Origin of the sequence: Denitromonas ohlonensis (genome assembly GCF_007625205.1) — a bacterium.
GTDB lineage: Bacteria > Pseudomonadota > Gammaproteobacteria > Burkholderiales > Rhodocyclaceae > Nitrogeniibacter > Nitrogeniibacter ohlonensis.
On sequence record NZ_VMNI01000008.1, the window covers coordinates 78,303 to 103,110 of the forward strand.

The window sequence follows — 24,808 nt, forward strand, 5'->3', positions numbered from 1 at the left end:
CAATAACCATCGAAGGTCAAGTCTTGAAATCCACCAATCAACGCCACAACCCAACGCTGCTCGGAATGGCGTATGGATCATGCCTGATTTTTATCCAGCTCATTCTTTTTCGTTACGTCAGCACAGAACCTGTGTTTCACGAAACCATGCTTGCTGTGAAGTCGTTCTGCCAGCCTTCACTATACAAACAGATTTCACTGATCTCGAACAACCCAGATCTTGTGTTGATGTCACCGACCGCTATTCTTAGCGCGCTGTTTTTTTCAATGCTGTTTTCCTTTGTTAAAACAGATTGGAAAAATAGCAATCGCATACTTTCAACGACAACCACCAACACCCATAAATTCAAGCCATATATTCTACTTGTCAATGGGACAGTTTTTGTCGGAACTACAATCTTTCTGCTGTTTTATATAAATGCAGACTTTGTCAATGCCTACCGATTTAGCAAAGCCGGGATTGCCGCAAACGCAATGGCGAACTCATTGATTGGGTTATGGTTCCATAGCTCCATTTTCTTTATTGGCTTATTCATTGGCTGCGTCGCGATCAGCTCAGCTCTTGTATTCTTGCTTTCAACACTCAGGAGAAATCACGGCGTCGGCACTTAGTGTCGTTTCACCCCGAGGGTCGCGTCGTGTTTGGTCCCAGCCCATCGGGCTCGGGGGTCAGCTCTTAAAATCCAGCGCTTTGGTGCCATGCTCACGGCGACAAAGTTTCCGTCTTGACCGTGCAACAACCGACCAGCACAGTCGAACGCAACCGCATCCGGAGATCTGATCATGACCCTGCTCATCCTTGGCCTGCTGCTGTTTCTCGGCGTGCACTCGGTATCCATCGTCAACGCGCCGTGGCGCGACCGGATGCACGCCCGCTTCGGTGAGGCGGGGTGGAAGGGGGTGTACTCGCTGGTGTCGCTGGCGGGCTTTGTGCTCATCATTTATGGCTATGGCGCCGCGCGGATGGAGCCGGTGGTGCTCTACGCGCCGCCGATGGGCTTGCGGCACCTTGCGCTGCTGCTGCTCGTGCCGGTGTTTCCGCTGTTTCTCGCCACCTATCTGCCCGGCCGCATTCAGCGCATTGCGCGGCATCCGACGCTCGGGAATAGGGGATAGACCACGGTTTAGGGGCGAAAAAAACGTGGTCTGTGCCCTATTCCCCGAAGTCGCGGTATTCAAGAATTTGCCTGAAGAACCGATTTCCAACTTGTGGCTTCAATGCCGTTGGTCGAAACGACCCAATGTCCATTGAGTGCAGTCTCAGGTCGTACGCGTACGTTTTGCACAAGGAGGGTGATCATGAACGCGCGATTGTCGGAGAACCAAGAATACCTTCGCGACTTAGAAAAGAAAGCACGTAGGGGCGATGACCAAGCCATTGCAATCATTGCAGAGCACGCGGAAACGCCGGGGGCACTCCAAGCGGAAGCAATTTTTCACCTCGCGCTTATGCACGACGAGACAGGTGAGCCTTCGCCGTTTGACGTGGACCGGGTGGCTGCAAAAGGGCTATATCAGGTCGCCGCCGAGATGGGGCACTCGATGGCTGGGTACTTTCTTGGCAACATGTTGGACTACGGCGAGGGTGGCGAGCGCAACCCTGAACAAGCACGCCGCTGGTACGGATTCGCGGCAGCCGAGGGGATTCGGGACGCGCAGATGCACTATGCACGGATGCTCGAAATGGGACGGGGTGGCCACCGTGACCTTGAGGAGGCCGCGCAATGGTATGAAAAGGCCGTGATGCAGGGAGATGAGTTGGCTGCAATGAACCTCGGCTTGCTACATCTAAACGGCCAGCTAAACAGCTCGAACGAAGAAGTCGCAGTTCGGCTATTTAGATTCGCTGCTGATTCTCTACTTGCTAGCGCACATATTCAGCTCGGCGAGCTTCACTGGGAAGGAAGAATTCTCGAAGAGAATCATCAGTATGCCCTGCTTCACTTTTGCATTGCGGTGGAATTGGAACCTGAGGAGCCATGGCGTTCGGAAGCATTAAAACGGCAGCAAAAGTTCTTTGCAGCCTTGGATGATACGGCTCGGCAGGAATTCACCGAGACGGCTCGCAAGTATGTTGCCGAAACGCATTGCGATTCCAGAGGTAGTTTGTCCCGACAAACACTCAACTGATTGCACCAAGGCCACAAACACTTGGTTTTGTCTAATTTTTTGCGCACGGAAGTAGACGATGGCTCTAACACAGATGCAATTGATTCAGTCCCTTGGCGAAGCCATGGCGTGGTTTGAACGCGAGCTTCAATGGGGTGTTGCCCCAACCGAATTGAGACACTTGGTGGGTCGAATCGGGGAGCTTTATGTTGCAATGACGACAAATGGGCAACTAGCCAATCGGGTGAATCAGCCGGGATATGATGTCGTGAGTGAAAAGGGTGAGAGAATCTCCGTGAAGACGACCGCTCGGCAGGCGATTCGAGGGCAGGTCCTTTTTCGGGAGACAACGCTTGCCGAGGTCGATCGAATCATTGTTCTGCGCGTAAATACGGAGGACATGCAAGTTGAAACGCTTCTTGATGAGCTGGCTACTTCGTTGGTGCCGCGTCTGCAGCTTGGTCAAGACGGCATGCGTCGTTTGCAACTTGCGGCATTGGCGCAAGGAGCGCCTAAACACTCCGATCTCCGTTCGGTCCGCGAAGTCACTTATCAAGGCACAACTCTACGTGAACTAGAGAACGGAACCATTCAGGCCGAGCGGAATGGCGGGCTGGTCACGCCCGTCAAACCCGTGCTTCGCGAGTTGGCGCCGCGGCTCAATGTATCAGTCGTAAGCGCAACTGGCATAACGTTGAACACAAGACAGTTGGGCTCGTTGATTATCAGGGCGATAGTTGCGGAACAAGGAGAGCCCGACGATGCATGTGAGGCACAGGAGGAACTGACGGAGCAGGATTGTTTCCGAGAGGATGAACAAGGTGTCGATGACTGTTTTGTTCGAGACGAAGCCGAATTCGAAGAGTTTCTTGTCCAGCAAATGGAGTCAGGAACGATTCGAATCTTCCGCTCTGGTGATATTCAGACCCCGACGCATCCCTTCTTGCGAGAAATCGCCGACCGATTGAACGTGCCGGTCTGCAGCGCTGCGGGTGCACGATTGAACACCCGGGTCCTCGGTGTACGAGTCCTGCGCGCGATTCATGCCCATTCGGTATCAGAAATCACCGGTAACAGGTCTTAAGATTCAACATCTAGGGATGGACTGAAGTAATCACCGACTCAGCGTTCTTCCGCAGAACCAGCAGTGCGATATCGAACTCGCCGGAGCTTGAGGGGCAAGTCTTGAAATCCAAAATTTCATTGCCCTGCTCTTGGCGACAAAGGTTCTGTCTTGACCGAGCAACAATCGACCGGCACAGTCGAACGCAACCGCTTCCGGAGACTCACCCATGACCCTGCTCATCCTTGGCCTGCTGCTGTTTCTCGGCGCGCACTCGGTATCCATCTTCAACGCGCCCTGGCGCGACCGGATGCACGCCCGCCTCGGTGAGGCGGGGTGGAAGGGGCTGTACTCGCTGGTGTCGCTGGCGGGCTTTGTGCTCATCATTTATGGCTATGGCGCCGCGCGGATGGAGCCGGTGGTGCTTTACACGCCGCCGATGGGCTTGCGGCACCTTGCGCTGCTGTTGCTCGTGCCGGTATTTCCGCTGTTTCTCGCCACCTATCTGCCCGGCCGCATTCAGCGCGTTGCGCGGCATCCGACGCTCGTGGCGACCAAGCTGTGGGCGCTGGCGCATCTGTTGGCCAATGGCATGCTGGCGGATGTGTTGCTGTTCGGGGGGTTTCTCATCTGGGCGGTGGCCGACCGGATTTCACTCAAGCGCCGCGCCCCGCGTGCGTTGCCGGCGCTGCCGGCGGGCAAGGCCAATGATGTGATTGCGATTGTGGGCGGGTTGGCGCTCTACGTCGCCTTCGTCTTTGGCCTGCATGGTTGGTTGATTGGGGTGGCGCTGATTCCGGGGTGATCGGCCGCGCGGCTTTCGGCGGCCGGTTTTGAGATACACCATTTGGCCGCATCACGGAGCGATGGTGGGTGGCAAGCCACCCACCCTACGGCACCGCGCGGGCGATGGCGGAGCCGAGCCCGCGTGGCCCTCCCCTTCTGTAGCGCCGAACGGAGGCCGGGGACGGCGGGAATTGTCGTGTCGCTTGTTTGAGCCCGCAGGGCGAGTTTGCGACACGACCCGCCGGGCGCGGGCGTAGAGAGGGGACCGGCGAAGCCGGCGGTACAGCGGGGGCGTTTTCTAGGTAACTTCTTTGTCGCGACAAAGAAGTTACTCGCCCGCCGGGGCGAGACCCGGCCAACGATAACAAGTCGAAAGCACCAAAACCGAAAGCCAACCCCGCTGGCAATCAACATCCCGCCTGTGCCAGCATGCTCCTGTCGCGCCCCGGATCGCCGATCCGCCAACGCCACCCCATAAAAACGACAGGACGCCGCCCCCATGCCCCAGCCCCTCGACTACTACTTCGTCCTCAACTCCCCGTGGAGCTACCTCGCCACCCGCCAGCTCGGCGGCATTGTCGAGCGCACGGGGGCCGAGCTGCGGCTCAAGCCGGTACAGCTACCGACCTTGTTCGCCGCCACCGGCAGTCAGCTCTTGCGTGACCGCCCGCCGGCGCGCCAGGCGTATCGACTGCAGGAACTGGCGCGCTGGAGCCGATGGCTGGGCGTGCCAATGCACATACAACCGGCGCACTTCCCGGTCGATGAAAGCCTCGCGATCGGCACGGTGCTCGCTGCCGTCGATGCCGGATTCAACGCGCTGCCCCTCACCGTGGCCCTCGGCAAAGCGCTATGGACCGACAACCGCAACCTCGCTGACGACACCGTGGTGCGCCACGCGCTTGTCGCCACGCTGCTGCCGCCCGAGCTATTGGACAAGGCAGGCGCGCCGGGTCACGCCGACACGCTGGCGGCCAATACCGAAGACGCGATCCGCGCCAACGTGTTTGGCGTGCCGACTTGTGTGGTGGGCACGGAAGTGTTCTGGGGGCAGGACCGGCTCGATTTTGTGGAAAGAGCGCTGGGCGCTGAGCCGGATTGACCGGGCGGCCTTCGGCCGGCGTCGGTGCGGCGTCCGGGCGTTGCGGAATCAATCCAGGGAACGCAAGCCGTCGAGCGTCACCGCAAAACGCTGCAAGCGCGATGCGCCGTCGCGGGTTGTTTTCAAGGTGAAGACAACCGGGCCGATGTCCGCTTCGTCTCGCGGCGACTGTCCCCACTCGACGAACTGCCAGTCGTCGGCGGGCGGTGTGGCGAAGAGCGCTTGCCGCGGGTATTCACCCGATTCCGACACCGCAATCTGCATCGTGACTTCGGGGCAGCGCGGGCCATCGCATTCCCCCACGGCCTGAAGCCGGAACAGGCGCACAAAGAGCGGCGCCATGGGCGAGGGGCTTTGTGCGACAAGCTCTGCGTTATTGGCAAACTGCACCAGCGACGGTGCATGGACGCAGGCCGTCACGGTGAGTGCCAACAGCACGGCCAGCAGTCGTTTGCGCATCATGTCTGTGACGAAATATGAAGGTGGTTCACATGGCGAATGCGCAAATCGGGTCGTTGCTCGACCAGCGCGCCGCGCTTGCGAATATTGATGAACGGGCCAAAGCACTCTGCCACATCGGCATGCGCCGCAACCGCCTGCTGAAACACCTGAACCGCCGCCCCGTTGCTCACATCGTCGATCCGTTTGCCATCGAGCCGGTTAATGTCCAGCGCCTGCCCATGGTAGTGGAAACTGCGCGGCGAATGGACGCCGCCGGTGGTGCTGTTGATATTGATCGACAGGTTCGTCGTCTTGACCACGGTCTCGATCATCTGCGCGAGGACAGACGACACGGGCAGATCCGGCGACGGGGCCAAGGGATCGTCGTTGATCAGGGTGATCAGCCCGTTCAGCGTGTTGATGTGACGTCGCATCTTGCAAACTCAATCCAGTTGCGCGAGGGCCAAACCATAAACGACGCTGGCATAGATTGAAAGCCTGTACGCCCGCCATGACTGCCGGCTAGCGCCCTTGCAGCGGCGCGGCCGAAGAAGGTCCAGTCGGCGCTGTGACTGCAGCCGTGGGAGTTGCGGTCGGCGCGGGAGGCGGTCACGACCAGGGTGTTGGGCTCGGCCAGCGGCGACACGGAGGTGTTGTGGGGGCAGGACCGGCTGGATTTTGTGGAGCGGGCGCTGATGGCGAAGGACGACTGATGCAAGCCGAGCGACGGCGGATCAGAGGCTCGCGGTTCCGCCCGGCCTCGCCGCACCGCCGCACTAGAAACACCGACAGATCTCGGCTTTGACCACGTGACCGCGATAGCCCACAACCGGTGGCGTGTACTCGGAAACCTTGCCGCGAACCGCACATTGGCCGGCACAAGCCGTCGCGCCGCCAACGCGATACGCGCCGACGATCGCCGCGATCAGTCCCGCCAGCAGAAACCCGAAGCCAATTTTCACTACCGTTTTCTTCACGACCACCTCACTCGCACCGTGGATAGCGCGCTACCGAGCGGCGACGCGCGAAGCCGGCAGAACAGTCTCCGCCATCTGCCCTTGCCCCATGGCGTTCACCTGCAAGCGTCGTTCGATGGCCGTCAGCACCGGCGCGACGGCCTCGCCCAGGGCGATCTGCGGTTCGGACGGGTCGTAGCCTTCGGCTGCTTCACGCACGGCAACAGCCGCGCTGGCCTGGGTGAAGGCGGTGTCGAACGCGTAGGTGTCGCGCAGGGCTTCGTTGAACAGGGCACGGCCGAAGAAGGTCCAGTCGGCGCTGTGGCTGCAGCCGTGGGAGTTGCGGTCGGCGCGGGAGGCGGTCATGACCAGCGTGTTGGGATCGGCCAGCGCCGGCACGAAGCCGCCGGAGTAGCAGGCAGAGACGATGAGCGCGCGGTAGCGGATGCCGGCGGCGTCGAGCTGGTGGCGGAGCACCTCGGGCGTGAGTTCATCAAAACGATAGGGCCACAGGCTGAGGTCGAAGCGGTGTTCTTCCGATCCGTGCGAGGTGAGGAAAACCACCAGCACGTCTTCGTCGGCGTTCATGCGCTGGCCAAACACCTTGAGGCTGCGCGCCAGCGCGGTGACGCTGGCAATCGGCAAGGTGTTGACGGTGGCGGGGTTGTTGACCAGCACCAGGCTGCGGCCCTCGGCGTCGAAACGCTCGCGGAAGAGCGTATCGACGGCGCGCACTTCACGCAGGAACACGTCCTGATTGGCATGGCCGCCGACCGACAGCACGAACAGTTCGGGCACGCCGAGGCGGCCGGGCGCGATGGCAGCGAGGGCGTCGTCGAGCAGCGCCGGTTGGGTATAGAGGATGGCTTCGTGGGTGACCGCGGCGTAGCGGGCCTGCGCGGCGTCGCTCTCGGCGGCGGCCGCGGTTTCGTCGTAGTGCGGAATCCACAGACTGCTGTTGTCCTTGAACAGCCACTGCGGTGCGATGAGCAGGCCGAGCACGGCCAGCACGGCGCCCATGCGTTGCTCGGGCAGGAGCTGCTGCGCCCGCGCCAAAGCGACGATGGAGGCGATGACGAGCCAGGCGACAAAACCCCAGTAGAGGTAGGCGCTTGCCATCGCGAACCCCTCGCCGAGCAGCGGGAAGCCGAGAATGGCGGCGTACTGAATACATGTGCCGACGATGCCCACCGCGACCAACGCTACGGCGCCGGGCAGCATCTTGCGGTCGTCATCGGCGGCGCGAGCCGAGGCCCAGGCGGTGAGCAGCAGCAGCGGCACCCAGAACATCGCCGATGCCATGCCGTAGCGGTTGAACTCGCTGTCGGTGCCGACCAGCAACCAGTTGCCGAAGGCGATGAGGAGCAGATCGAACAGCAGCAGCCAGACCAGTTGCGCCGGCGACACTTTGAGCCGGGCGGTGGCCTTGGCGCGCACCAGCAGGAGGCCCACACCCGCGGCGAGATTGCTGAACAGATCACGCCAGGGGCGGGCCTGATCGGCGGCGTCCGGCTCGGGCGGCGGGACCGCGCCGATGGTGACATGGTGACCGCTGAGCGTTTCGAGGCGGGCCAACCAGGCGTCGGCGTCTGGTTCAACACACGCGAGCGGCACGGTCAGCACATCGCAGGTGTTCAGATGAATCAGCAGCAAATCGCCAATGCGCTCGAGCGCGGCGACACTCGGCCACTGCAGGCGCGTGGTGGCGCCGGCATGCACGACCACCAGCGCCTCGTCGGCCAGCGTGAGTTGAAACTCGCCCGGCTGTTGGGCCGACACCCGCCGCAGCACTTTGCCCTGGGCGCGCTGCATGAGGACGATAAACACCAGCACCACCACTACGAGCGGGAGCCATTGACCGCCGGGCAGCGCCTTCATCTCCGCGCCAAAGAAACCCACCAGCGCACCAATCACCATCCACAGCGCCAACATGGCGACAATGCTGCGCCAGGGGGCACCGCCCACACGCTGCACCCGCTGGGTGACCGCGCGCACGCCGACCATGCGTTGTTCCACGGTCGTGCTGACGGCCAGGGTATGAGCAAGCGTGTCGGAGTCGGTCATAAGACGAATAGAGTCGGGGTTGAAGCCGAAGTATACCGTTGGAATGAGATCTAAGACGCCCCGGCGACGACAGGCGGTACACGGAACTTGGCATTCAAATAGCACTCAAAGGCGCCACGATTCTCTCTAGCGCGCGCTCCTCATGCTTGCTCAACTCGGTCTGTTCGTTCTTGGCCTCATCGCCCTCATTGCCGGCGCCGAAGCACTTGTGCGGGGCGCCTCGCGCATGGCGCTGTCGTGGGGCATCTCGCCGCTGGTGATCGGCCTGACGGTGGTGGCCTTTGGCACCAGCGCGCCAGAAGTGGCGGTGTCGGTGGGGGCGGCGCTGGACGGCAACCCGGATCTGGCCATCGGCAACGTGCTGGGCAGCAACATCGCCAATATTCTGCTGATTCTGGGCATCTCGGCGCTGATCGTGCCGCTGGCGGTATCGGAGCAGATCATCCGCCAGGAGGTGCCGATCCTGATCGGTGTGTCGGCGCTGCTGGTGGGCCTGTCCTCCGACGGCACGCTGAGCCGTTTTGAAGCCGGCGTGCTGCTGTCGCTGGCGGTGGTGTACACCGTATTTCTGATTGTTCAGGCGCGGCGTGGCTCGGCCAAGGCAAACGAAGAAGCGCTGCACGAGCTGCCCGAAGCGGCGGGTTGGGACGCCTCGCGCCCCGCGCAGATCCTGCTGGTGCTGGGCGGCCTGGGGCTGCTGGTGCTGGGGGCGGACTGGCTGGTCGGCGCGGCCACGCATTTTGCGCGGGCCTTCGGCGTCAGCGATCTGGTGATCGGGCTCACCGTGGTGGCCATCGGCACCTCGATGCCGGAGATCGCCACCTCGATCATGGCCGCCCTGCGTGGCGAGCGCGACATTGCCGTGGGCAACGTGGTGGGCAGCAATCTGTTCAATATCCTCGGCTGCCTCGGCGCGGCGGGGCTGGTGTCGGCCAACGGTTTGCCGGTGTCGGAAGCGGCACGCAGCTTCGACATGTGGGTGATGCTGGCGGTGGCCTTCGCCTGCCTGCCGGTGTTCATCACCGGCCGTGAAATTGCGCGCTGGGAGGGTGTGGTGTTTTTGGGCTACTACATCGCCTACACCGCATTTCTGGTGCTCTCGGCGCAGCACCACGCCGCCGCGCCGATGCTCTCCTCGGCCATGCTGAGCTTCGTGATTCCGCTGACGGTGCTGACGCTGATCGTGAGCCTGTGGCGGCATCGGCGCACCGCCGCCGGCAAGGGCGCGTAGCCGAGCGGGCGCGACGGCGGTAGAGTCGGGCGATACGCCCGTGGGCGCGGACTTTCAGGAGCACGGGATGCGCGTCGGCATCATCGGCATTGGCAACATGGGCCTGGCCATGGCCCTCAATCTGAGCGAGCGGGGCGTCGCGCTGACGGTGCGCGATCTGCGCCGCGGGCCGGAGACCATCGCCCACACCGCCGGCGCCGTCATCGCCACCAGCCCGGCGGCGCTGGCCGAGTCGGTGGATGTGGTCATCACGGTGGTCGGCACCGGCGAGGAGACTCGCGAGGTCTTGCTCGGCGCCGATGGCGTGGCCACCGTCGACGGCGACGGCCGCGCGGTGCTGATCTGCAGCACCATCGCGCCAGACGATGTGGCGCACTGCGCCGAGCATTTGTCCCGCGCCGGCTGGAAGACGCTGGACGCGCCGATCTCCGGCGGCCCGGCACGCGCCCGGGCCGGCAGCATGAGCATGATGCTGGGCGGCGATCCGGAACTGATCGAATCGCTCACGCCGCTGCTGGCGCAACTGGCCGAGCCGCGCTTCGTGATCGGCCCCCACCCCGGCGACGGCGCCAAGGCCAAGCTGGTTAACAACCTGCTCGCGGCGATCAACCTGACCGCCGCCGGCGAAGCCTTTGCATTGGCCGAGCGGCTGGGCCTGAATCCCAAAACGGTGCTCGACGTGGTCTGCGCCAGCTCGGGCCAGTCGTGGATGGCGGCCGACCGCATGCCGCGCGCGCTCGACGGCGACTTCGCCCCGCGCGCCCACGCCCGCATTCTGACCAAGGACATCGGCCTGGCGCTGGACTGCGCCCGCGCGGTCGATCAGCCGGCAACGCTGGGCGTGGCGGCGCAAGCCGTTTTGCAACGCACCTGCACGCTCGGATGGGCCGAGGAAGACGACGCCGCCGTGCTCAAGGCCTGCCGCCCAGGCAGCTCCTGAGCCTCGCTCGTCGGCCCGGATTTCAGTTTTTTCAGCGCCTTGTCGTATACTGGCTGCCTTTTCCGAGGAGCGCTGCGAGGTCGTCAGGTTGCCCTGACCGACGCCCCAGGCTCGGAAGCCGCAGCAACACGCGGTGAGAACCAACGGCGCTCACGACATCAACCCGTGCCGGGCACGGGAGGTGCGTGAGCCGGCCACGGTGCCGTACCGCCTCCCCCCGGTCATAGCCAGGAGTTCTTTGATGAACGCTGTGACTGACTTCAACGATTACGTAATTGCCGACATCTCCCAGGCCGCCTTTGGCCGCCGCGAGATGAACATTGCTGAAACCGAAATGCCGGGCCTGATGGCGATCCGCGAGGAATTCGCCAAGACCCAGCCGCTCAAGGGCGCGCGCATTACCGGTTCGCTACACATGACCATCCAGACCGCGGTGCTGATCGAGACGCTGACCGCGCTGGGCGCCGAAGTGCGCTGGGCCTCGTGCAACATCTTCTCGACGCAAGACCACGCCGCCGCGGCCATCGCCGCCTCGGGCGTGCCGGTGTTTGCGGTCAAGGGCGAAACGCTGACCGACTACTGGGACTACACCCACCGCATCTTCGAGTGGGCCGATGGCGGCTACTCGAACATGATTCTCGACGACGGCGGCGATGCCACGCTGCTGCTGCATCTGGGTGCCCGCGCCGAGAAGGATCTGTCGGTGCTGAACAAGCCGACCTCCGAAGAAGAGACCATTCTGTACGCCGCCATCCGCGCCAAGCTGGCCACCGACCCGAGCTGGTACTCGACCCGCCTTGAGAAGATCCTGGGCGTGACCGAAGAAACCACCACCGGCGTGCACCGCCTGTACCAGATGCACCAGCGCGGCGAACTCAAGTTCCCGGCCATCAACGTGAACGATTCGGTGACCAAGTCGAAGTTCGACAACCTGTATGGCTGCCGCGAGTCGCTGGTGGACGGCATCAAGCGCGCCACCGACGTGATGATCGCCGGCAAGATCGCCGTGGTCGCCGGCTATGGCGACGTGGGCAAGGGCTCAGCCCAGGCGCTGCGCGCGCTGTCGGCGCAGGTGTGGATCACCGAAATCGACCCGATCTGCGCACTGCAAGCCGCGATGGAAGGCTACCGCGTGGTCACCATGGACTACGCCGCCAGCCATGGCGACATCTTCGTGACCACCACCGGCAACTTCCACGTGATCACCCACGACCACATGGCCGCCATGAAAGACCAGGCCATCGTCTGCAACATCGGCCACTTCGACAACGAAATCGAAGTCGCCGCGCTCGAAAAGTACGAGTGGGAAGAGATCAAGCCGCAGGTCGATCACATCATTTTCCCGGACGGCAAACGCATCATCCTGCTGGCCAAGGGCCGACTGGTGAACCTGGGCTGCGGCACGGGCCACCCGAGCTATGTGATGAGCTCGTCCTTCGCCAACCAGACCATCGCGCAGATCGAGCTTTACAGCCGCACGGCGGAGTATCCTGTGGGCGTGTACACGCTGCCCAAGCACCTGGATGAGAAGGTTGCCCGTCTGCAGCTCAAGAAGCTGGCCGTCACGCTCACCGAGCTGACCGACGAGCAGGCCGACTACATCGGCGTGCCCAAGGCTGGCCCGTACAAGCCGGAACACTATCGTTATTGATTGAAGCAACGGCCCCCGACTGCCAACTCTGCGCCCGCAGGCAGTCGGGGCCATTCACGCAGGAGACACCGCATGACTCGTCCTTGGGTGCGCCAGACTCGGCCAGACGACATTCCCGCCTTGATCGAGCTTCAAGCCCGCGTTTACCCCTCGATTCCGCCCTGGAGTCGCCGCAAGCTGCGCGAGCAGCTCGAGGTGTTTCCACAAGGTCAGGTGGTGGCCGAATCCGACAGCGGCATTGTTGGCTGCGCCAGTTCCATGATCGTGCTGTGGGACGACTGGGCTGAATCGCATACCTGGAAAGAAATCACCGGTGCCGGCACCTTTGAGCACCACGACCCCGAGGGCAAGACGCTCTATGGCGCCGAGGTGTTTGTGGCCCCCGAGATGCAAGGCAGTGGCGTTGGTCATCTGCTGTACGAAGCGCGACGCACGCTGTGCCGTGCCATGAATCTGCGACGCATCATCGCCTGCGGCCGGCTGCCCGGCTACCACCGCTACGCCGATGAAATGAGTGCCGAGTTCTATGCGCAAAAAGTCGTGTGGGGTGACCTGCGCGACCAGGTGCTGAGCTTTCAGATCAAGGAAGGCTTCAGCTATTGCGGCGTAATTGAAGGCTACATCCCCGAAGACGAACAGTCGCACGGCTGCGCCTCGGTGATCGTCTGGCTCAATCGCGACTACGATCCGACGCGACCCACCACCATCCCCGAGGAGATTGCCCTGTGATCGTTCGCATTGCGGCTGTTCAATACCTGCTGCGTCAGATCCACGACTGGTCGGGCTTCGAAAACCAGGTGCGCTTCATCATGAAAGCCGCCGGCGACTACAAACCGCAGTTCGTGCTGCTGCCCGAGATCTTCACCACCCAGCTGCTGTCCTTCATGGACACCACCGATGTGCGTGACGCCGTGCGCAACATGAACGACTACACCAAGCGCTACAAGGATCTGATGCAGGAGCTGGCCGCACAGTGGAACGTGCACCTCATCGGCGGCAGCCACCCCACGCTGACCGAAGACGGCCGCCTGCTCAATACCGCTTACTACTTCACCCCCACCGGCGAAATCTACGAGCAGGACAAGATCCACCGCACCCGCTGGGAGCGCGAGAAGTGGAACACCGACGCCGGCGACCAGCTGCGCCTGTTCGACACCCCCTTCGGCAAGATCGCCATCCTGATCTGCTATGACATCGAGTTTCCCGAGCTCGCCCGCATGGTCTGCGAGGCCGGTGCCGACATCCTCTTCGTGCCCTCCTGCACCGATGACCGCCAGGGCTTCCTGCGCGTACGCTACTGCTGCCACGCCCGCGCCATCGAAAATCAGGTCTTCGTGGTCATGACCAGCACCGTCGGCAACCTCGCCGTCGAAGGCCTCGGCCTGCACTACGGCCAGGCCAGCATCATCACCCCCTCGGACTTCGCCTTTGCGCGCGACGGCATCGCCGCCGAAGGCACCGCCAACATCGAGCAGATCGTGGTCGCCGACGTCGACCTGGCCGATCTGGAGAGCAACCGTCTCAGCGGCACCACCATCCCGCTCTACGACAAGCGCAAAGACGTCTACGAACACCCGGTCGAAGTCATCAAGGTCAAGTAAATGAGCACACGCCGGGCGCGCCCGTGAAGTCCTTCCACCGCCGTACCGCCCGCCCGGCGCCGACCCCCACGGTCGACGCTGCGCCGGCGGTCGACCGGCACGGGTTGCAACGGGTCGACAGCCTGCTCGTCGCCCGCGGCCTCGCCCCCTCGCGCACCACCGCACAGCGCATGATCGCCGCCGGCCGGGTGCGCCTCGGCGATCAAACCATCAGCAAAGCCTCGCTCGCGCTCGACGAAGACGCGCCACTGCTGGTCGTCCCCGACGCCGAGGATCGCTACGTCTCGCGCGGTGGGCTCAAGCTGGCCGGCGCCATGGCGCACTGCCACGGGTCGGCCCACGGCCTCACGGTGCTCGACGTTGGTCAGTCCACCGGCGGCTTCACCGACTGCCTGCTGCAATCGGGCGCCAGCCGCGTGGTGGGTGTCGAAGTCGGTCATGACCAACTGCACTCCTCGCTGCATGACGAGCCGCGCATCACCTGCCTCGAAGGCCTCAACGCCCGCGACCTGACCCCCGCCGCCCTCGGCGAGGCCTGGCCCGAGGGCGGCTTCGACCTGCTGGTGTGCGACGCCAGCTTCATCTCGCTCACCCTGTTGATCCCGCGCTGGCCGGCGCTGCTGCGCCCCGGCGGCCGCGTGCTGGCGCTGGTCAAACCGCAATTCGAAGTCGGCCGCGAGGGTCTCGCCAAAGGCGGCATCGTGCGCGACCACAGCCTCTACGCCGGCGTCGAAACCCGCATCCGCGCTGCCGCCGAAGCCGCCGGCCTCACCGTCGATGACTACTTCGACAGCCCGATCACCGGCGGCGACGGCAACCGCGAATTCTTCCTCGCCGCCCATCTCAACGAACTGACAGACGACGCATGAACCCGACACCTTTCTCCATCGAATTCTTCCCGCCGCAAACCCCGGCCGGCGTCGACAAACTGCGCGGCACCCGCGCCCAGCTCGCCCAGCTGCAGCCGGAGTTCTTCTCCGTCACCTACGGCGCGGGCGGCTCGACGCAAGAGCGCACCTTCGAAACCGTGTTCGAGATCCAGGCCGAGGGCCTCGCCGCCGCACCGCACCTGTCCTGCGTCGGCGCCACCGGTGACAGCATCCGCGACATTCTCAAGCGCTATCAGGACAAGGGCATCCGGCGCATCGTCGCCCTGCGCGGCGACCTGCCCTCCGGCGCGGTCGAAGCCGGCGAGCTGCGCTACGCCAACGAACTGGTCGAATTCATCCGCCGCGAAACCGGCGACTGGTTCAGCATCGAAGTGGCCGCCTACCCCGAATACCACCCCCAGGCGCGCACCGCCCAGTCCGACCTCGCCGCCTTCAAGCGCAAGGTCGACGCCGGCGCCAACTCGGCCATCACCCAGTATTTCTACAACCTCGACGCCTACCTGCACTTCCGCGACGAATGCGTCGCCATGGGCATCGAGATCCCCATCGTGCCCGGCATCATGCCCATCGTCAGCTTCTCCAAACTCGCCCGCTTCTCCGACGCCTGCGGCGCCGAGATCCCGCGCTGGATGCGCCGCAAGTTCGAGAGCTACGGCGACGACACCGACTCGATCAAAGCCTTCGGCCTCGATGTGGTCACCGACCTGACGGCGCGGCTGATCGAAGAAGGCGCGCCCGGCCTGCACTTCTACTGCATGAACATGGCCGGCCCGACCAGCACCATCGTCGAGCGCCTCGGCCTGAAAGCCTGACCCGCCGCCCGCCATGCCCCGCAAGCCGCCCCCCGAGATCGTCACCCACGCGCAAGAGCTGTTCGCGCCGCTGGGCTCGATCCGGGTCAAACCCATGTTCGGCGGCTGGGGCTTTTATCTCGACGAGCTGTTCTTCGCCCTCGAGGCCTGGGACACGCTCTATCTGAAAGCCGACACGCAAAGCGAACAAGCCTTTGCCGACGCCGGCTGCCAGCGCTTCATCTACACACAAGCGGACGGCAAAACCTTCTCGATGGGTTACTGGACCGCCCCCGACGAAGCCCTCGACAGCCCGGCGGCGATGGCTCCCTGGGCCCGTCTGGCCATCGACTGTGCCCTGCGCAACCGAAAACCGAAGAAGCCCCGCTGATCCTCCGGCATCTTCCGGCAATTCCAAACGTCATAATTTATGTAAAATGAGTGCCCGCTGATCTCAGGGCGCTCACATGTTCTCACCCTTCTCCTCCGACACCCGCCTGTTCGCGCTTGAATGGCGCGACGCCGCTTTCGACCTGCCTGTCGAAGCCTGGTGGGGCGCCGAGGCGGTGTCGTCGGGCTTTGAGTTCTGCATCGATCTGCTCTCCACCGACGCTTTCATCGAGCTCAAACACATGCTCGGCCAGGCGGTCACGCTGCACAGCACGCTGTCCGACGGCAGCCGCAGTTCGCGCTCGGGTTTGGTGCGCTCGGTGCTCAAGCTCGGCGCCGACGGCGGCTTCTGTCGCTACCGCATCACGCTGGTGCCGTGGACCTGGCTGCTCTCGCGGGGGCGGCACAACCGGGTCTTTCAGGACAAGACTGTGGTGCAAATCGTCGACGCGGTGTTTGCCGACTACGCCGAGCATGCCGCCTGGCACTGGAGCGAGGAGGTGGCCGAGTTTCTCGCCGATGCCCGCCCGCGCAGCTACTGCGTGCAATACATGGAAAGCGACTACACCTTCGTCTCGCGCCTGCTGGCCGAAGAGGGCATCGGCTGGTGCATCGAAGACGACACCGGCGCGCCGGCCGGCCACCGCCTGCGCCTGTTTGCCGACAGCCCGCGCTGGCCGGAAGATGCGCTCTCCGAGCACGCCAACGGCGGCCGCGGCATCCGCTTTCACCGCGCCGATTCGCAAGAAGATCAAGACGCTATCGTCGCCTTTGGCGAGTGCCGACGCTTCGGCGCGGCCATCGGCTCCGTGCTCAGCTATGACTACAAAGCCAAGCGCGCCGTCGCCGTCAGCCTGCCCACGGCGCTGTCGATCGGCGGCACACAGGCCCCGGCGCTGGAAGCCTATGACGACGCCGGCCTCTACGCCTTTGCCAACGCGCGCGAAGCCGAGCGCTACCAGCACCTGATGATGGAAGCGCTCGAAGCGCGTCACACCACCTTCCAGGGGCGCAGCACGGTGCGCAGCTTCCGCCCCGGCACCGCGTTTGACCTGCTCGATGCGCCGAGCCCCATCCCCGCCGCCACCGCCAATGCCGCCGAACCGCCACGCCTCAGCCTGCTAGCGCTCACCCACATCGGCATCAACAACCTGAGCGGTGAGCCCATGGCCGCCATCGCCAAACGCCTGGGTGCGGCCGCGCTGATGATCGACGAGGCCACCACCGGCGAAGACGACGCCGCCCCGATCCGCGCACCGCACGCCCTCCCCACCGAGGCCCTGGCCCTCGCCGCCGAGCGCGGCTACGCCAACGCCTTCGAGGCACAGCCCGGTACACGCCCCTGGCGCCCCCAACTCACCGACGACACCGGCGCCCGCCTCAACCCGCGCCCCACCGTCCATGGCCCGATGAGCGCCGTCGTCGTCGGCCCCAACGGCGAAACCCGCCCCAATGGCGCTGACGAGATCTGGTGCGATCGGCTCGGGCGAATCAAGATCCGCTTTCACTGGCAGCAAGCCCACACCGCCGATGACCGCGGCAGTTGCTGGGTGCGCGTGGTCACGCGCCAGGCCGGCCCCGGCATGGGCTGGCAGGCGCTACCGCGCATCGGGCAGGAAGTCTTCGTCACCTTCCTCGGCAACGATATCGACCGCCCGCTGGTGCTCGGCGCGCTCTACAACGGGCAGGGCGAGGGCGGCATCACGCCCACGCCCGGCGGCGCCGACGCCAAGCCTGTCGACCGCTCAGTCTTCGAGCAATCCACCGACCACAGCCCCGCCGCGCAAGGCAATCTGACCGCTGGCAACAGCCCCGCCTGGCACGGCGCAGCGGCCAGCCAACACAATCACGCCGCCGCGCTCAGTGGCTTCAAAACCAAGGAATTCGGCGCCCATGGCCGCTTCGCCGGCCACAACCAGCTGGTCTTCGACGACACCGACAACCAGCAACGCGCCGCCGTGCACAGCACCCAATACGCCTCGCAGCTCAACCTCGGCCACCTCATCCACCAGGCCGACAACTACCGCGGCAGTTTCCGCGGCACCGGCGCCGAGCTACGCACCGACGCCTGGGGCGCGCTGCGCGCCGCGCGCGGCATCACCCTGAGCACCTGGGCGCAGCACACCGACGCCGAGCCGGCCGGCGACATGGCCCCCGCCGCCGCCCTGCTCGGTCAGGCCGACGCCCTCGCCCAAACGCTCAGCAAAGCCGCCGCCACCCATCAAACCGTGCAGCTCGCCGCCGCCATCGGCAGCGGTGGTCCCCAGCAAAGCGCCATCGACCCAAACGCCGCCCCGCTCAAGGCCCTGCACACCGTCGCCCGCGGCATGGTCGACGGCGCCGATTTCGACGCCGCCTTGGCCGACGCCAAGCAAAAGAACACCGCCACCGCCGGCAAGCTCCCCCACCTCACGGACGCCGCCATCATCCAGGCCGCCAAAGCCGGCCTCGGCTTCGTCGCCGGCGGGCACATTCAGCTGAGTAATGGCGAAACCATCAGCCTCATCAGCGGCGAGGACACCAACCTCGCCGTCGCCGGCAAAACCCGAATCCACACCGGCCAGGCCATCGGCCTGCTCGCCGGCGCCATTCGGGCCGGCGCGGACAACACCGGCATCACCATGATCGCTGCCAAAGACGACATCGAGATGCAGGCGCAAAGCGATGAGATGAAGTTTCAAGCGCGCGACGATCTGGAGATGGTCTCGATCACCGAACACATCGACTTCGCCGCCGGCAAACGCATCGTGCTGGCCACCGAGGGCGGCGCGAGCATCACCATCGATGGCGGGATCACGGTCGAGTGCCCGGGCACGATTACGGTGCATGCGAGCAAGAAGAGCTTTGCCGGACCGACGCGTGGCGACTATGGACTACCGACATTCCCGCAAACCGTCTGCAAGGAGTGTCTGCTGGCAGCGATGAAAGCGGGATCCCCCTTCGCCACCATGCAGTAAGGACGGACGACACAATGCCCCGCTTCCTGCAAAACGCTCATCACGCCGGCCTTGCCACGCAATTGGTGCAGTGGCTGGCACACTGCGCCGACGCATCGCACGCCCCTTATGCCCTGGTCGATATGAGCATGCTCGACGCAAGCGCGCATCGCCATCTCGGCCGTGCAATTGGGCCGTCGACGCCGCTCCTCGCGGGCGGTCGCTACGCAGCATACGGCGAACTCGGACCTCGGCTATTCGCTCTGGGAGCAGTCGAGGCATCGGCACTTGAACGCCTGCTCTCGCTCACCGATGGCCACCCAGCGTTGTCGGTGCTTGAAGTCGCAACACGCGACGGAGCGCCCGAGTGTCACACGCTGCAGTGGCTGGCCGACGCGCAATGTGCCGACGACACCCGGCTCTACTGCCGCTACGCCGACACCCGCATCCTGCCCAATGTGCTTGGCATTCTTGATCCGGCACAAACGACACGGCTCGCCGACACGGCGCGTCGATGGGCCTGGGTCGCTCGTGACGGCACCCTACAGACGACGAATATCGCGCCAGCCAACGCCGCAGCCCCCCTCGGCGACGAAACCAGCATCCGCTTCAACGACGCGCAATTTGCCGCCCTCATGCAAACCGCCGAAGCCGATACGCTGTTCGACATGCTGAACGAGCACACCCCCGAAATCATCCCCAACGCCGAACCCGCCGCGCTGTGGCGCCGGCTTGACGCGCTGCTCGGCATTGCCCGCAGCCACGGCATCACCGACGCCCCCGATCAACGCCAGTTCATCACCCTCGCCTGGAGCGCATCCGAACACTTCCACACGCTCCCGGCCCTGGTACCGACCTTCGACGCAACCCGTCGCGGCACATTGCGATTTACCGATGCGCTGGCGAATTGGGACAATGACATCTGGGATCAAATCGAAGCCATGGCGGATGCTTCCGCCGTCGCCTCAGCATCGGAGCCGCAATGATTCACACCCTCATCCACCCCGCCCGATGGCGCGCCACGCTTTGCGCCTTGTTCGCGCTACTGACGCTGACCGCCTGCGATGTCACCAACGACGACCGGCCCGACCCGAACATCACGGCCAGTTCCTTGTCGCGCTACAACTTCAGCTCGGAGGGCGTTCAGGAGTTTTACGTTGATGGTGTCTGGGGTAGCGGCGTAGGCATTGGCAGCGGCGGGGGCTCGGTGTGCTGCGTGATGATTCCGAACAAGTGGCATGAGGGGCTGCAGGTGACGGTCGAGTGGCGACGAAGCGATTGTGGAGTACCAAAGTCATCGGAATGCACACTGGAAAACGTAGGGAACTGGCCCAAGAAAACTCTTAAGAAAACCGTCCCCATCGAGCCGTACGACGTGCTTGACGAAACCCAGGTGTTCTTCCTGCCGAACGACGAAATCAAGATTTATGTGACGGACAAGAGCCCTTGGCACGCAGGCCATCCGTCAAAACTCCTCTCCAAACTCGGAGACATCGACCAGCGCCCATTCACAGACGCAGAAATGAAGAGGTTCATGGAGCCATGAGCGCCACTACGCCCCCAACAAACCTCCCCGGTCTGCGCGCATTGTCTGCCCGAGAGCAAGCTCAGCGAGTTGCCGCCTACGGTTGTATCGCCGACACGAAGAAACCCAGCTGTCGACAGACCATTTGGGTCGGCATGTTCTTTGATGGCACCAATAACAACAAGCATCGCGACCAGGAGCTGATTCCGAACCCGAACGCGCGCAGCCATTCCAATGTTGTCGTGCTGCATGATGCGTTTCGAGATGAACGAAAAGAAGGCTATTACGCCTACTACGTCCCCGGTGTAGGGACGGCTTTTCCCGAGATCGGCGAGACGACTGAGTCCTCCAATGGTAAATCCATGGCCACCGGCGGCGAGGCCCGCTTGTACTGGGCCATGATCCAGCTCTACAACGCAGTCAATTGGGCCATCCATGGCCGCAACCTCATAGCGGCTGGCGAAGCCAAAACGTCCATCCGTAATCCAGACACCCTCAAAAATGGCTGGACGCTCTTCTCGGGCAAACGACGCGCTTTCTTCGAACAGGCGGAACGCCGTCTGCGGCAGTCCATCGCCCATCAGAAACCGGAAATCACACTGATCAACGTCTCGACCTTCGGTTTCTCTCGCGGGGCGGCGCAGGCGCGCGCCTGGGCGAACTGGGTTCTGGAATGCTGCAAGTCCGAGGCCGGTGCTTATACGTTTTGCGGCATCCCGATCCGTTTCCAGTTCATGGGCTTGTTCGATACCGTGGCCTCGGTGGGCCTGGCCGATTCGTCGCCGATTGGCGGTGATGGCTTGATGGACTGGGCGGACGGCAGCATGGCCATCTCACCGGCCATCGAGCGCTGTGTGCACTATGTGGCGGCACACGAAATCCGCAAGTCCTTCCCGCTGAGCACGGCGCGCGATGGCGCGGCCTATCCGGCCAATTGCGTTGAAGTGGTGTACCCAGGCGCGCATTCGGATGTGGGTGGTGGTTATGCACCGGGCGAACAGGGCAAGGCACCGGGCCGTCGGGCCTTGCTGGCCTCGCAGGTGCCGCTGGTGAATATGTATCTGGAAGCGCGCAAGTCAGGGGTGCCGCTGCTCGATCCCACGACGCTTGTAACTGAAAACAAGGACGAAGTCGTCGACGACCTCAAAATCGACCCCACCCTCGCCACCCGTTTCCGCGACTACACCGTCTGGTCCGCCGGCTCGGCGGCGAAGGTCGAAGACCTGTTGTTCAAGCACATGCGCCTTTACTGGCGTTGGCGCCTGCGCGTGGCGCCGCAGTTCAAGAAGCTGACCAGCTACCAGCGCGCCAATGCGCAAGACCGCGAAGACCTGACGGCGAGTGAGGGCGACTTCCAGCGCGACGTTGCCCGGGCAATGGAGCGCAAGCGCCGGAAAGACGACATGGAGCGACGCCGGACAATGCACCCAATACCCGGCCGCCAGCTACCGCCGGCAACATCGACACCCGTGTATCAGGCGGCCATCGATGAAGCGGCGCGCACCAGCGAGGTGCCCGAACCGGTGCATGCCTTCTTTGACGAGCATGTGCACGATTCACATGCGTCGTTCTATCTTGCCGGCCCCTTGGGCACCTACGACAGGGCCGAAAAGCTGCAGTTAGCTAAGGATAAGCAGCGTCGCGGCGAAACGCTCACCGCGTTCGAGGGACGCATGCTGGCAGAGGACGCCAGATCTCCCGGCAGCTTCCCGGTGATGCAAGACTCGGACTATGAGGACCTGCTGGACATGGAGGACAAGATCACTGAACTGACGGTCAAGCGCATGACGGACACGCGACGAGAGAGCGACGGCCATGTGCGCCGCCGGGTAGTGTTTGATCGGAGCTGATTCGCAATCATGGAGAACACCCTCACCGAAGCCCCACCACCACACAAGTGCCGACTGGGCGTAGCTGGTTGGGCAACGAGTTTCGCACTGCTGATTTCGGTGCTGACGCTGGCTTTGACCCTAATCGGCTACGGGTACGATCTTGCGTACCTGGAACCCTTCGGCCTAAGCCCAGAAATGGTCGGACGGTCGCCGCTGGATTTTCTGATGCGCAGCTATCGGCCGTTGATGCACTGGACAGAGCCGATGGCCCGCATATGGAATCTGGGAACCTTTCTTTCATGGCTAGAATCGTGGTTATCAAGCCAAACAGTCCAGCTGCTGATGGCGGCACTTGGCATAACATTGACGATCGCCATCTACCTGACCCAGGCTTGGCGCCCAATCATCAGGCCAACACTCGGCCAAATGACCACAGCACTCAGAGCACATCACTACATCGCGCCAGCCCTTCGGGTGTTTCGCCGGCTGACACCTCGTCGATCCCGACTATTGGGGTATTTCGGCTGGCTGGCAGTGCCGTTGGGTTTTGTTTCCGCCGCCAGCGCGGTGTATTTGATCATGAGCCTCGTGCTTTCTTTGCTATTTGTCATGGTCGTGTATATCCCTTCTCTGGGGGTATCCAGCGGAAGCGCCGATGCAAAGATCCAAGTGATAACTGCACAGACGTGTGATCTTCGCCAAGCCCGAGTGGCGCCATGCGTGCGTATTCGCGACGAGAATGGTGCAGGTGAAAACGTCCAAGGACGGTTAATCGATATCTCCGGCGGCCGCGCCTATCTCTTCGTCGCAAATACCGGAAGTGACGGCCGGCAGTTTGTTTCGGTACCCCTTGATCACAAGACGGTCGAGTTAGTAGCAACGCTTCGCGTCACCGAACCCCATCCATAATGGCAAGAGCACCTATCAAATCCGCCGCCCCGCCGCCTCCCAGTACGGCTCCCTCAACTCCCGTTTGAGAATCTTGCCCGCCGCATTGCGCGGGAACTGGTCAAGAAAGCCGAGAGTGCTGAGGCGCTGGTAGCGCGCACCGACGCGGGTGTTGGTCCATTCGCGCAGGGCCTCGGCGTCGATGTGCTGGCCGGTTTTCAGGGTGACGGCGGCGGCGGGGGTTTCGCCCCATTTTTCGTCGGGGATGCCGAACACCACGGCTTCGAGCACGGCGGGGTGCTGGATGAGGATTTCTTCGATATCGCGGGGGTACACCTTCACGCCACCGGAGTCGATCATGTCTTTTTTACGGTCGACCAGGCTCAGGTAGCCGTCCTTGTCCACGAAGCCGAGGTCGCCGGTGTACAGCCAGCCGTCGCGGATGGCGTCGGCGGTGAGGTCGTCGCGGCGGTAGTAGCCGGGCATGAGGATGGGGCCGCGGCCGACGATTTCGCCGATCTCACCGACCGCCGCGGTCTTGCCGTCTTCGCGCACGATCTTCATGTCGAAGAAGGGCGGCGGTACGCCGACGGTGCCGCGTTTGCGCGTGGCGTCGTCGCGGTCGAGGATGGTGACGAAGCCTTCGGTGAGGCCATACAGCTCGTAGAAGCGGCCGGGCAGCGCGGCTTCGAGGATGTCCTTGTGCGCCACCGACAAAGGTGCGCCGAGCGAGAGCAGCATCTCAAGCGACTGCAGGCGCGCGGGGTCGAAGTTGGGGGCGTTGAGCAGGGCGACGATCTGCGAGGGCACCATCATGGTGTGGGTGACGCCCTCGGCGGCGATGGTGTCGATCGTCGCGGCGGCGTCGAAGCGCTCGGCCAGCACGTAGCGGGCACCGAGCGTGAAGGCGGGCATGAGGGTGACGAAGGCGCCGTTGAAGACGATGGCGCCGGTATGCAGCACCACCGACTCCGGCCCCATGCGCCAGGCGTTGGCAAACAGCGTGCCGTAATGGGCGCGGATGCGGTGGGTGTGCACGATGCCCTTGGGCAGGCCGGTGGTGCCGCTGGTGTACATGATGTTGAACATGTCGTCGGGCGTGATCTCGGCGCCAATGTTGCGCTCGGAGCGCCCGGAGGTGAAGTCGGCGTAGGGCCGGCAGCCATCGGCCAGCGCGCCGACCAGCACGCAGCAGCGCAGCGAGGTGAGCCGCGGCTTGGCGGGCAGCAGGATGGCGGCGGTTTCGCGCGAGGCGAACACGGCTTTGGGGGCAGCGTTGCGCATCAGCGATTCGAGCCCAGCGGTGGTCAGCAGGGGCGACAGGGGCACGACGACGGCGCCCAGCTTGGCGCAGGCCCAGTAGATATCGAGCAGTTCCAGGCAGTTGGGCAGCACGGTGGCGACGCGGTCGCCCTTGTCGATGCCGGCCGCGCGAAAGGCGTGGGCGAGGCGATTGACGCGGCGATTGAACTGGTCCCAGTTCAGCCGCTGGCCGCCGAAAACCACCGCCGTGTGCTCGGGGCGATAGCGCGCGTGATGCGCGATCAGTCCGTCAATCTGCATGATTGTCTCCTCCTCCGTGGCGGGCGGCCTCTGCGGACCGCCTTTGCCGG

24 protein-coding genes and 1 riboswitch are annotated in these 24,808 nt (G+C 63.6%); of the genes, 19 read left to right on the forward strand and 5 right to left on the reverse strand.

All coding sequences use genetic code 11. The features are described 5' to 3' along the window. Positions 1-23: 23 nt before the first annotated feature. The 6 genes from FHP89_RS10095 (at position 24) to FHP89_RS10120 (ending at position 5,059) form a co-directional block, all read left to right on the forward strand. Positions 24-611, forward strand: a complete 588-nt coding sequence (locus FHP89_RS10095) for a hypothetical protein (protein WP_144175784.1) — start codon at positions 24-26, stop codon at positions 609-611. A gap of 171 nt (positions 612-782) precedes the next feature. Continuing rightward, the gene (locus FHP89_RS10100) at positions 783-1,115 is read left to right on the forward strand and encodes an NnrU family protein (RefSeq protein ID WP_144175796.1); all 333 of its coding nucleotides are present in this window, start codon (positions 783-785) and stop codon (positions 1,113-1,115) included. 183 nt (positions 1,116-1,298) lie between these two features. Beyond that, positions 1,299-2,129, forward strand: coding sequence for a tetratricopeptide repeat protein (locus FHP89_RS10105; RefSeq protein ID WP_186300237.1), 831 nt, complete (start codon positions 1,299-1,301; stop codon positions 2,127-2,129). A gap of 73 nt (positions 2,130-2,202) precedes the next feature. Next, a complete protein-coding gene (locus FHP89_RS10110; protein WP_186300238.1) occupies positions 2,203-3,192 on the forward strand; it encodes a DUF6998 domain-containing protein in 990 nt (329 codons plus the stop codon). Positions 3,193-3,400: 208 nt separating this feature from the next. After that, positions 3,401-3,976 (forward strand): NnrU family protein, encoded by a 576-nt coding sequence (locus tag FHP89_RS10115; protein WP_144175811.1) that lies wholly within the window; start codon positions 3,401-3,403, stop codon positions 3,974-3,976. Between the two features lie 480 nt (positions 3,977-4,456). After that, entirely contained in the window at positions 4,457-5,059 is a 603-nt protein-coding gene (locus tag FHP89_RS10120; protein ID WP_144175814.1) for a 2-hydroxychromene-2-carboxylate isomerase, read from the forward strand. Positions 5,060-5,107: 48 nt separating this feature from the next. Here FHP89_RS10120 and FHP89_RS10125 read toward each other — a convergent pair whose 3' ends face one another. From FHP89_RS10125 to FHP89_RS10145, 4 genes are all read right to left on the reverse strand, one after another. Next, on the reverse strand, positions 5,108-5,521 hold the full coding sequence (locus FHP89_RS10125) for a hypothetical protein (RefSeq protein ID WP_144175816.1): 414 nt from the start codon (positions 5,519-5,521) through the stop codon (positions 5,108-5,110). Continuing rightward, positions 5,518-5,934: a hypothetical protein gene (locus FHP89_RS10130; RefSeq protein WP_144175819.1), complete on the reverse strand. Its 417-nt coding sequence runs from the start codon at positions 5,932-5,934 to the stop codon at positions 5,518-5,520. Before FHP89_RS10130 ends, FHP89_RS10125 begins: the two co-directional genes overlap by 4 nt. A gap of 342 nt (positions 5,935-6,276) precedes the next feature. Beyond that, positions 6,277-6,483 (reverse strand): hypothetical protein, encoded by a 207-nt coding sequence (locus tag FHP89_RS10140; RefSeq protein WP_144175825.1) that lies wholly within the window; start codon positions 6,481-6,483, stop codon positions 6,277-6,279. A gap of 24 nt (positions 6,484-6,507) precedes the next feature. Continuing rightward, positions 6,508-8,520: a C13 family peptidase gene (locus FHP89_RS10145; protein WP_222105361.1), complete on the reverse strand. Its 2,013-nt coding sequence runs from the start codon at positions 8,518-8,520 to the stop codon at positions 6,508-6,510. 142 nt (positions 8,521-8,662) lie between these two features. Between FHP89_RS10145 and FHP89_RS10150 the strand changes: the two genes are divergently transcribed. The 13 genes from FHP89_RS10150 to FHP89_RS10210 all read left to right on the forward strand — a co-directional run bounded on the left by FHP89_RS10150 (position 8,663) and on the right by FHP89_RS10210 (position 23,216). After that, complete coding sequence (locus FHP89_RS10150) at positions 8,663-9,751, forward strand: calcium/sodium antiporter (protein WP_144175828.1); 1,089 nt, start codon at positions 8,663-8,665, stop codon at positions 9,749-9,751. A gap of 67 nt (positions 9,752-9,818) precedes the next feature. Beyond that, a complete protein-coding gene (locus tag FHP89_RS10155; RefSeq protein WP_144175831.1) occupies positions 9,819-10,691 on the forward strand; it encodes an NAD(P)-dependent oxidoreductase in 873 nt (290 codons plus the stop codon). Positions 10,692-10,749: 58 nt separating this feature from the next. Then, positions 10,750-10,850, forward strand: a riboswitch (S-adenosyl-L-homocysteine riboswitch). A gap of 82 nt (positions 10,851-10,932) precedes the next feature. Beyond that, a complete protein-coding gene (gene ahcY / locus FHP89_RS10160; RefSeq protein ID WP_144175834.1) occupies positions 10,933-12,342 on the forward strand; it encodes an adenosylhomocysteinase in 1,410 nt (469 codons plus the stop codon). Between the two features lie 72 nt (positions 12,343-12,414). Beyond that, positions 12,415-13,071 carry a GNAT family N-acetyltransferase gene (locus FHP89_RS10165; protein WP_144175837.1) on the forward strand — a complete coding sequence of 219 codons (657 nt, stop codon included), beginning with the start codon at positions 12,415-12,417 and terminating at the stop codon, positions 13,069-13,071. Then, the gene (locus FHP89_RS10170; RefSeq protein ID WP_144311370.1) at positions 13,068-13,943 is read left to right on the forward strand and encodes a carbon-nitrogen hydrolase family protein; all 876 of its coding nucleotides are present in this window, start codon (positions 13,068-13,070) and stop codon (positions 13,941-13,943) included. The genes FHP89_RS10165 and FHP89_RS10170 overlap by 4 nt, the downstream gene beginning before the upstream one ends. Positions 13,944-13,966: 23 nt before the next feature. Next, on the forward strand, positions 13,967-14,812 hold the full coding sequence (locus FHP89_RS10175; protein WP_144175842.1) for a TlyA family RNA methyltransferase: 846 nt from the start codon (positions 13,967-13,969) through the stop codon (positions 14,810-14,812). After that, complete coding sequence (gene metF / locus FHP89_RS10180) at positions 14,809-15,645, forward strand: methylenetetrahydrofolate reductase [NAD(P)H] (protein WP_144175844.1); 837 nt, start codon at positions 14,809-14,811, stop codon at positions 15,643-15,645. Before FHP89_RS10175 ends, metF begins: the two co-directional genes overlap by 4 nt. Positions 15,646-15,658: 13 nt before the next feature. Then, the gene (locus FHP89_RS10185; protein WP_144175847.1) at positions 15,659-16,015 is read left to right on the forward strand and encodes a TfoX/Sxy family protein; all 357 of its coding nucleotides are present in this window, start codon (positions 15,659-15,661) and stop codon (positions 16,013-16,015) included. 76 nt (positions 16,016-16,091) lie between these two features. Next, entirely contained in the window at positions 16,092-18,971 is a 2,880-nt protein-coding gene (locus tag FHP89_RS10190) for a type VI secretion system Vgr family protein (protein ID WP_144175850.1), read from the forward strand. A 14-nt stretch (positions 18,972-18,985) separates the two neighbouring features. Continuing rightward, entirely contained in the window at positions 18,986-19,936 is a 951-nt protein-coding gene (locus FHP89_RS10195) for a DUF4123 domain-containing protein (RefSeq protein WP_144175852.1), read from the forward strand. Further along, a complete protein-coding gene (locus FHP89_RS10200; RefSeq protein WP_144175855.1) occupies positions 19,933-20,496 on the forward strand; it encodes a DUF3304 domain-containing protein in 564 nt (187 codons plus the stop codon). Before FHP89_RS10195 ends, FHP89_RS10200 begins: the two co-directional genes overlap by 4 nt. Next, the gene (locus FHP89_RS10205) at positions 20,397-22,325 is read left to right on the forward strand and encodes a T6SS phospholipase effector Tle1-like catalytic domain-containing protein (RefSeq protein WP_144175858.1); all 1,929 of its coding nucleotides are present in this window, start codon (positions 20,397-20,399) and stop codon (positions 22,323-22,325) included. Before FHP89_RS10200 ends, FHP89_RS10205 begins: the two co-directional genes overlap by 100 nt. Positions 22,326-22,334: 9 nt before the next feature. Then, on the forward strand, positions 22,335-23,216 hold the full coding sequence (locus FHP89_RS10210) for a hypothetical protein (protein WP_144175861.1): 882 nt from the start codon (positions 22,335-22,337) through the stop codon (positions 23,214-23,216). Positions 23,217-23,231: 15 nt separating this feature from the next. Here the strand turns inward: FHP89_RS10210 and FHP89_RS10215 are convergent, their stop codons facing one another. Next, complete coding sequence (locus tag FHP89_RS10215; RefSeq protein ID WP_144175863.1) at positions 23,232-24,758, reverse strand: class I adenylate-forming enzyme family protein; 1,527 nt, start codon at positions 24,756-24,758, stop codon at positions 23,232-23,234. Between the last annotated feature and the right edge of the window lie 50 nt (positions 24,759-24,808).